This is a genomic window from Lactobacillus sp. VURO6/B1 (VP7) (genome assembly GCF_058139575.1).
Genome location: NZ_JBVOWJ010000004.1, coordinates 103,601 through 114,189, shown reverse-complemented (window position 1 = coordinate 114,189; position 10,589 = coordinate 103,601). Strand labels below are relative to the sequence as shown.

The following is a 10,589-nucleotide window of genomic DNA, read 5'->3' as shown; positions in this document are numbered from 1 at the left end:
TAATTTTAATATTTGAAAAAATACTATATAAAAGAATAGTTATATACTATTAGTTTTAAAAAACTACAAAAAAGCGCAAAAAAAAGTGCCGGAAAATGTTATTTCTAACATTTTCCGACACTTTATTTAAGCTATTTCAATTTAAAAGTTAGCTTTTTTAACAAAACGTCCTTTTGAAATAATGAAATATCTCTTGCCGTTTATCTTGACTGAATTACCATAAGTCTTAACTGACTTACGTTTCTTCAATACTTTCTTGTTTGCACGATGACCATATTGGTTGTAAACATAGGCATTGTGCTTTAACTTCAACTTCTTGGCATCGATATTGCCGGCTGCAATAAACATACCATCTGGAAGTTCGTAGCAAACCTTACCGTTGACTGTCTTCTTACCAACAGTTCCAACTTGAGAACCTGCTTGGAAGATCAACTTGTTAGCACGGTTACCATTCTTATCATAGAGGTAAGCATTGTGCATCAAAGTCTTTTCAACAGTAACTTGAGGCTTTTCAGCAACTGCACTAGTTGGAACTACTTCAGCCTTTGCAGTACTTACAGCTACAACACCTTTAGCAAAGTTAGCAGCTTTAACAAAGCGATTCTTGCCAATGATGAAGTACTTCTTGCCACGAATCTTGACAGCTGCACCAAAGGTCTTAATTAGTTTGCCCTTCTTGTATACACCAGTCTTCTTTACCCGTTTGCCAAATTGATTGTAAATATATGCATTATGCTTCAGCTTACGAGTTGAATGATCAATGTTACCAGCAGCAACGTAGTAGACCTTGTTCTTAGCACCTTTATCAACAAGGACGTAGTAGTCTTTACCATTAATGGTCTTAGTACCATAAGTAGTTAGGACTGAACCAGCTCCAAGAGTTATCTTGTTAGCACGTTTACCAGTTTCATCATAGAGGTAAGCATTGTGCATCAAAGTTACATCTGAAGAGTGGCTCATATCAACTTTCGTACCATCATCCTTATTCGTGTCAGAAGTATTGTCTGCAGTTGGATTCTTTGCTGGTATTACTGGTTGAATTGGAGTAGCTATTCCACCACCATTATTGTTGTTATCACCATGCAGAATCTTATCGATTGTAGATGTGTCAGAACAATCTTGATGGATTTGGTGGATACCATTACCACGAATATTATCAATATCAGTTACATTGTCAGCTTTATCGATCTTATCCTTGGCATCTTTAGCGTCCTTATCAATCTGCTCATTAATCTTATTCTTATCAGCATCAGTGTAATCAGTGCCATCCTCATGCTTTAGATGGTTAACTTTATCTTTAGCAATATCAACTGCATCATCAATTGCGCCTTTAGAAATTTCCTTATCAGCGTTGGTCTTATCAGAGTTGATACCATTTTGTGATGAACTATGAACATGCTTGTTCTTTTCATAAGCATCATCAGTCTTAGGCGTCTTGCTGTCATCACCAAACTCATTGTGAATCGTATCTACCGCATCACTATGGTTCTGGGAAATTTCGCTGTTAGCGTGAGAAACATTCGGATCACCTTCGGCTTCAGCATCATTAATTACAACATTAATATCATTATGAGCATCATTTTTAATCTGATCAATCTTATCTTTGTTAGATGCGGCCGTACCATTAGAAGAATCGATCTGGTTGATCTTGTCCTTGGTGTCTTCAACAACCTTATCAACATCACCCTTTAGACGATCCTTGGTATTGTCATCCAACTTATCATTATTATCAATATCAGTCTTAGCTTTATTAGCTTCGTTCTTAACTTCTTGAAGAGCATTCAACTTATTAAGAGAAGTCATACCCTTATCGTAAGCTGAACTTGCATCCTTAATGTTCTCAGCTTTATTAATTGCTGCAATAGCATTATTAATATCGTCGAGGTAGTCTTTGTAATCAGGATCAGCCTTTTGACCAGAGGTTAATTTATTTAGACCAGCTTGTAAACCAGCTACACCGTCCGTACCGGTCAAAGCATTCTTTTGTTCATCAGCGAACCAATCACTAGGTTTAGTCCAAATAGCATCGATTGCTTTACCAATCTCGTCCTTATTAGTTGGAACATCCTTAATGTCAGTCTTACCATCAATATCAGACTTTTCATCGCTAAAGGCCTTATCAATTGCATCAGTAGCCCTTTGCTTTTGATCCGCAGTTAACTGTGAGCCCTTAATAATGTCATGCGCTTGAGCACGTTTATCATTAAGTATGGTTTCAGCAGTTGTCTTAGCACCTGCAAGTTTAGCCTGATCAACGATATCTTTGATTCCAGTTACTTTATTACCATTTTCATCTAAGCCATCAACAGTATTTTGAATAATTGTATTTGCTTCAGATGTTACCTGTTCAGGAGTCTTATCTTTACCATTTTCATCTTTGTCAGGTATATTAATGATCTGGTCCTTAGCTTGTTCAACGAGCTTGTCGACTTTATCCTTCAAAGGCTTTTGATCAGCAGCAGACATACCTGAGTTTTCGATGGCATTGATCTCTTCTTGATGTTTCTGCTCAAGTCTAGCAATCGCGTCATTCTTAGCCTTAACAATATCGGCTTTTTGTTGAGCAAGTTTCTTAACTTTATCAATTCCAGCTTCACCAAAGTCAACTGTTTCGCTACTTTCAGCAACACCTTTTTCAGCTTTATCAACCTTATCCTTAGCTTTGTCAAAGTCATCTTGGCTTGCGCCTTCTGCTAAAGCAATATCATTGATTTTAGAAATAGCCTTATTCTTGGCAGCTTCAACTTGCGCCTTAAGTTCTGCGATAGTGTCAGCTGGTAGACCAGCCTTATTCTTATCGGTTTGAGCAAAACCATCAATTGTCTTTTCAGCATCAGCAGCATACTGGTTGATAGCAGCAATCTGTTTGTTCTTTTCTGCAAGGAGCTTAGTTGGTAATTTAGCTAATTCAACAGCGTGTTCGGCATCCTTTTCAATTTTATCTAAATCATCGTCAGCAGATGCTTGATAAATATTGCTGATTCCATTTTGAACTGCATTGTCGATATCAGTTTCACCTTGTGCAAGTTCGTTTTCATCAAGGACATCATTACCATTTTCATCTGTCTTAAGTTTGTTAAGGTCATCCTTAGCTTTATTAGCAGCATCCTTCAAAGTCTTGATGTGGTCAACCTTATTGCCGTAATTATCAGTCAGACCGGTAATAGCGTTGACACCGTCTTGCGCAGCATTTTCAATTGCTTCTATTGGATTTTTAGCATCATTTTGAGCATTTTGAATGTTCTTAGCTGCTTTAGCACGCTCTTTTTCGATTGCGTCCTTCATTTGTTTAGCAAGATCTTTATCATTCTTGCCTAGTTCGTCAGCTTTTCCATTAGCCACGTTAACTGCATCTGTTAGCTTGCCCAAAGCCTTGTTAACGGCTTCCGTCTTTTCTACATCTGAAGTGATTTGGCTTAAAGCATTATTACCATCATTTTGGGCTTTGTTAATAGTAGTTGAATCTCCAGCTTGGGAAATAGCTCCTTTGGCTTTATCAACAGCCTCTGTTACCTTATCCTTAAGAGCTTTGGCTTGATCGTGATTTAACTTACCATCTTTTTCATCTTTATCTATACGATCGTTGATCTTATCGGCAGCAGTCTGAATTTTGTCTTTAGCAGTTTGCTTATCTTTAGCTATCTGTGCTGTATCAGTACCATCACCATTATCACCTTGATGATTGATTTCTTTATTGATATCATCTTTACCATTTTGTTGAGCATTGTTGATATCGTCAGGCGTTTCGGCATGATCAATCTTGTCTTTAGCCTTGTCACGATCATTGTTGATATTAATGATGATTTTGTCTTTATCGTCTTTACTAATGGTATTGTCTTTATTAACTTGATCAATGGCATTATCGGCAGTCTTGTCAACATCTGCTTTAGCAACATTCTTAGCAACTTGGAATTTCGCATCTGACAGGGCTTTATCAATCTTGTCCTTGCCAAGGCCTTTTTCAGTTTCGATATCTGTTTCAGCAGCACCTTCAATTCTGATATGTGCTCTATCGTGAGCAGCTTGAGCCTGATCTTTAAATTGCTTCTTTTGATCAGCAGTCAGGTCAGTCAGCTTGTCAATAGCAGAATCGATATCAGCAAGTTCTTGGGCAAGTTCAGCATTAGCCTTATTCTTTTTAGCCCAAAGAGCGTCATCAGCACTTGCATCACCAGTACCAGAATCTTTAATGTTTTTAATACTGTTAAGAGCATTATCTTTAATTTGAAGTACTGTCGAACTAGTAGTAGCGGCATTAATATCTGCAATTCCCAGTTTAGCAACGTCATCGACACCGTCTTTGTCTCTCTTGTTGGTCAACTTATCCTTAGCGGCTTGTGCGGCATCCTTGACAGTTTGAACAGCGACAACCTTAGTCATTGCTACGTTAGCTGTATCACCTGCAGTATTGATAGAATTGATGGCATCATTAGTTAAGCCACTAATAGTGTCTTTATCGAAGGCTTTATCAATTGCGGCCTCAGCTTGTTCAGCAAGTGCTGGAATATCTTTGACAGCCTTATCGTATGCAGCCTGAGCTTGCTTCTTTTCCTCGTCAGTTAAAGCGTCATATGCATCCTTTAAGTTCTGTAAAGCTGTCTTTTGAGCACCATCAATTTTAGACTTGGCTTCGTTCTTGGCCTTATCCATATCAGCTTTATTAGCCTTAGCTTCAGCTTGTAAGATGCCAGTTTCACCGTCTTTTTCAGCTTTATTAGCATCTTCAACTGTAAGTTGCTTACCAACTAATGCTTCAGCATCATCACGAGCTTTTTGAATATTGGTAGTGGCTGCACCCTTGTCAGCATCTGACATAGTTGAGCTGTTAATCCGGTTAATTGCTTGTTGAGCATAGTCATTTAACTTTTGCTTATCATCTGATATTGTCTTATCTAAGCCCTTTGCTTTGCCCAGGATATTCTCCATATTGGTAATCCCGGCATCACTTTGAGAATTAATCTTAGCAACAGTATTAGAAGTTGGGTCTTTAACCTTCTTGACAGCATCGTTATACGCATTTTGCAGGTCAGTCTTAATACCAGCTTTACCAGCGGTACTGATATTGGTTAAACCGTCAACAGCTGCATTATCTGTATTGAATTCATGTTGTAAATCAGTTAGAGCTTTGTCTCTAGCAGATTGCAAGTCAGCATTATTTCTAATGTCGTTTAAGTCTTCAATACCTGCATTGTGAGCTGAGTTAACGGTATTCTTATCAGCAGCGCTAACAGCTTGCTTAGCATTATTTAAGGTAGAAGAAATCTGGTCAAAGTAGTTATTCTTTTCAGTGTTAGACAAGTTAGGATCTGCTTGAATATGGTCATGCAGTGCTTGAGCTTGATCTTCCAAATCTGCGATCGCGTTATTCTTAGCTTTTGCTAAGTCGACTTTGTCTTGATCTTGAGAAACGCTGTCAGCAACTGCCTTCATAGCATTGATACCAGTGTTCTTGTCAGTAACAACGTCTGCTGGAGTATGGTCATTAGATACAGCAGTTATCGCAGTTGTATAGGCATTGTCAATATCATCAAGGTCTTTTACCCAGTCATCATCAGAAAGTGTCCCATTCTTATGAGCATCATTAACAATTCCCTTGTCAGTATCCTTTTCAGCATTCAATTCTGCAATTGCTTGTGCTTTAGCAGCTGTAACTTGGCCTAAAACAAGATCACCATTAATGTTGCTTTCACCGTCTTTTTCAGCAGTATCCATAGCATCTTTGTTACTTGCTGAGTTGATGGCATTAGTTGCTGAAGCAGCATGCTTATCAATCAAATCTTTGTAGTATTGCTTGTTACTTGGGCTGAGGTACTTGTCAGGAATCTTATCAATAGTATCCTTAGCGTTTGTAGCTGCATCTTGCAATGCTTTAAGTTGAGAGCTCTTCTCCTTGTTAAGACCTGCTAAATCTTTGCTTGCAGCAGTGGCCTTAACACTATTAATCTTGTCAATTGCTGCCTGTTTATCAGCTGTGATCTTAGCAGGGTCAGTATCTTTATTGACATTGTCAACACCCTCAGTGGCATCGGCTTTAATAGTGTTAATTAATGAATTTCTATCTCCATCAGATAAGTTAGGATATTTGGCTTTATCATTAATTTCTTTAATAGCATTATCTCTTGCTTGATTAATGGCGTTGATAGCATCGTTCTTGTTACCAAGTGAGGATTTATTTATTAGTAAGTTGTTTAAAGCGTCGATACCATCTTTAGTGGCAGTATTGACATCTTCAAGAGTGTTAGTCTTAGGATCATCAATCTGGTCCTCGTAGCCAGTCTTGTTGCTATTAGCTAATAAATCCTTAGCTGCTTGCTTAGCATTTTCAATATCATTAGCAGTCAAGCCCTTAACTTTTTCAAGTTTACTTTCAACATCTTTTTCAGCTTGATCAAGTTGCTTCTTAGCAGATTCCTTGTAGGCTGCTAAAATAGCTTTCTTACCGTTAGTAATATCACTACCAATGTCACTGGCTGCGGTGTGACCAGCTATAGCATCTTCAGCCTTCTTAGCAGCAGCATCAATACCAGCATCTGTGTCAACACCGAGGTTGCTCTTAGCTTCATCTGCATAATCTTGAACTTGCTTCTTAGCAGATTCCTTGAAACTATTCCCAACATTTGTCTTACCTTTACTTAAGTTGCCAGTAACCATTGCAACGGAACTTGACTGACCAATTAAAGTATTGGCGTTATTAACAGCTTGATCAATATTATCGTCTGATTCTACGCCAAGTGCACCTTTATCGGTCTTAGCCATATTAGTAAGCTGGGCCTTAGCCGCTGTCTTATAGTTGTTTAGGACGTTGGTCTGACCTGTAGTCATATCATTCTTGATATCATTAAAATCAGTGTGACCTTTCATAGCAGCTTCAGCATCACTAACTGCCTGATCAATGTTTGTGTCGGACTCAACTCCAAGACCATCTTTGGCAGCTTTAGCATCTTTTTGAACTTTAGCTTTAGCTGAAGCCTTTAGTTTGCCTAATATATCATCCTTAGCATTATTTTCAGCCGTAGCTATGTCAGTAGCATGTTCAATATTATCCAGTTCTTTCTTTAAAGCTGGATCAATAACTGAATCAGGTGAAGGAATATCTAAAGCAGTCTTGCCCTTTTCAGTATAACCAGCAACTTCGGCTTTTGCTGCTTCCTTATTAATCTTGTCATTAACTGCTTTTTGGATTCTTGTAATGTCATCAGTAGTGTTAGCAGGATTATAAATTGAATTCTTATCATTCGAAGGATTTGCTAAAGCGGCATTTTTAGCTGTGTTAATGGCATCAATGTATGGCGCCTGTTCATTTTCAGATAAGCCTGAGTTCTTCACACGAATAATTGCCTCTTGTGCAGCTTCACTAATGGTTTTCTCTGCAGTTGTTTGAGTAGTTTTAATAGCATTAGCCTTATCTGAAGCCGCTTTTGCTTTTTCATAAGCTTGCTTAAGTGCATCTAAAGCATTATTTTTACGATCGTTAACTGTCTTGATCGCCTTAACATCATTTGCATAAATAGAAGTTCCATTTTGTCCGGGATTATCGATTGCTGCTTTAGCAGCTGCTATAGCACCATTCAAATCTCTTTCTTGATCATGTGTTAAGTTAAGATGTTCATCAGTAATTTTATCTAACTCATCTTGAATTTCTTGTGCAGCAGTTTCCTGAGCAGCTACAAACACATCTTTAATTATTGGACGATCTTTAGCCAACGGGTTATATTGAACGAAGTTAGCATCAGGATATAATGCAATCTTATAACCCTTCGTTAGATGATCTGTTTCATCCTTTGGAATGGTTAGTTCAAAAGTACCATCCGAATTAACTTTTGCAGAAAATTCATGCTCTAAAGGCTTTAAAGACTTATTCTTAGGGTCTTTAAAAGTATCATTTGTATCTGCATATGGGTCATCTTTTTTAGGATTCCAAGTTTCCGGTTTCCAAACCGTTTCTTTTCCGTTTGGATCTGTTATGACTGCCTGAACGTGAGCTTTAGTACCACCAGGAAGGAGCAAACTAAATATTCTATCACTAGTTTCTCCATCTACATTTTCTTTGTAATGTAGTACATGACCACTAATTGTACTGGTACCATCAGAATTATATGTTACATGAACCGTATTAGGATCTATATCCAAGAAACCACTTGGGTTGGCTGGGCCAAAGGCAATGTCATTGTAACCTGGATAGTCTGAATTAGAGAAAGCTGTTTTAATGACTTCTTTGAAAATATCATCATAAGTACTACCATTTATAAGCCATGTTTTTATCTTCTTTTGAACATCGGGGTATCTACTTAATATGTATTGAATATCAGCATAATTTGGAATGGCATTACCGTTTTCGTCTTTTCCAGTAAGTAGCTTGTTTACTGTTTTTAGATCTAAAGTTCTCTTTCCATTCAGAAGTTCAAGGGCAAGAACGTTCATGTCAACGCCTGTTTGAGTTTTACCCTTGTTTTGAACTTGCAAAACATGGAAAGGAGGTAACGTAAGTTTCACATCAGGATGTGATTCATCAGGAGTTAAAACCTGACGAACGTTGGTAATAGTAATCTGACTTTTACCTACAATACTTGTGTTATCTGAATGATTTAAATGACAATCCAAGATTAATGATGTAGGGTTATTAACAATTAAGTTTCCCGGTGCATCTACTAAAATAATATCTTTTGTACCGGCACCTGTTTTGGCGCCAACAGTTTTATCATCAGTTAATTTAATATTGAACGCACCGTTTTCAACATCTGCGTTACCTTTAATATAAACAAGCGTACCTGAATAATTACCCATATCATTCCCAACAACATTTAATTGAGAATTGGGATTAATAGTGAACGAACCTCCATCATAAATTAGGTATCTATTACCACTATAATTAGCTATATCACCATTGGTTTTGACATTAACTATACCTTGATAATCCGTACCTTTTGAATCAGTGCCACTATTAATATTGAACGAAGAAGAATTACTGTCATTGATGTAAATACCTGTAGCCTGCTTATTATCATAAACACCAGTGTATGCAGAATTACCTGAGTTATCAATGCCAACATTGATATTCAGTGTTCCTTTAACATCAACTGTATTACTACTGCCTCTCATAACAACTGCGAAAATTGTACCAGTATTTTCAGCATTATTCGTTGAAGTGTATTTGCTCTCATCATAATTTCCCGCAGGGTTAAGAGTTACATTTGCATTTGGCTCGACAGTAACCGTATTATTTGAACCAGCCATTTCTATGACATTTCCACCAAATGTAGTTCCTGTGAAAGTACAGCCACTTTCAAAATCAATACTGTTATTAGAGCCAGTGAATTCAAAAAGCTGTTGTCTATTGTCCGCATAAGCGCTGTTTGTTCCATCATGTCTTACATATGGAACGTAGATTGTTTCCGCAATAACATTGTCTTTTATGTGGATTCTTGCACCAGATGTACTATGAACCAATTGTGTTCCGTGATATTCAACATTCTTAAATGTTACATCACAACCTTTTGTATAGTTGTCAGTTCTGATAACACCATAATCATCACCACTATACAAATTCAAATTTTCATAGGTCAAATCCAATGCTTCACTACTAGAAGCTCTTACACACGGATCATATCCATTGAAATCTATTTTTCTACGCTCATCCCCATATGATTTTACCAAGAGCTTTCTGCCGTATATATATTGATATGAACTATTACTAGATCTATTGTCAGCGTAAATGTCTTGCATAATATCAATCTCAGATATACGTTTAGTCTCATCAGGCTGATTTACATTCTTAAAACATTCATCATTTTTAAAAGCATTGAGAAACTGATTCCAATTATATGCGTGTGCTACGCCATTTACCACAGTTGCATAATCACCAGTCTTATCATCAAGAATCGTATCATCAAGGGCGAATTTCTTAGCTTCATTAGTTTTTGAATCTTGAGTAGTATCAGTATCCTTAGCTGAATTAGTAGTATCGCCAGTCACATCAGCCGGCAACTTACTACTATCAGAATTTTGATCATCTGAATCAGTTATGTCAGTTGGGGTTTTATCAGTAGTGGTATCTTGTTTGCCTTCATCTGAACCTGTTGCAGGAGTAGTTGCACTATTATTTGAATCAGCTGTAGTGGCTTCCTGCTTATCTTTATCTGCAGTGTCCTTATCAGCTTTATCTATAGTAGTATCAGCCTTATCCTTAGCTGTAGTATCTTTCACCTCACTAGTCTTTGAGTCTTTTAAGAATGAACTCAAGCCTGAAAAAGTTGACAAGTCAGTACCTGTCTTCTTTTTAGAAACTGTGGCTTCAGCCTTAGTTGCATCTTTAGTACTTGTTTCCTTAGTTTCAGTAGTAGAGTTATCCTTATTCGACTCCTCGCTTACTTGTTGTGCAGGTTCAACAGTGTCGGCTTTTACGCTTTGGCTATTCAAGCCAAAGAAGGTGAAACCTAACAAAACAGAAGCAGCACCAATACTCAATTTACGTATTGAGAAATGATCCTGCTTGTCCTGCATCTCCATCTTTCTTAATCTTTCATTGTAATTATTTTTACCTAGCATATTTATCCTTCCTAAAAAGTATGTATGATTAGTATGTTCGAATA

At 37.4% G+C, this 10,589-nt stretch carries 1 protein-coding gene; it reads right to left on the bottom strand.

Annotated features, from left to right (window positions below):
• Window positions 1-141 precede the first annotated feature (141 nt).
• A complete protein-coding gene (locus tag ACZ2M0_RS03465) occupies window positions 142-10,545 on the bottom strand; it encodes an SLAP domain-containing protein (RefSeq protein WP_490058529.1) in 10,404 nt (3,467 codons plus the stop codon).
• Window positions 10,546-10,589 lie beyond the last annotated feature (44 nt).

Bases quoted from the DNA above. Each gene is read 5' to 3' on its own strand.
- ACZ2M0_RS03465 (WP_490058529.1), bottom strand. From the start codon at position 10,545: ATGCTAGGTAAAAATAATTACAATGAAAGATTAAGAAAGATGGAGATG.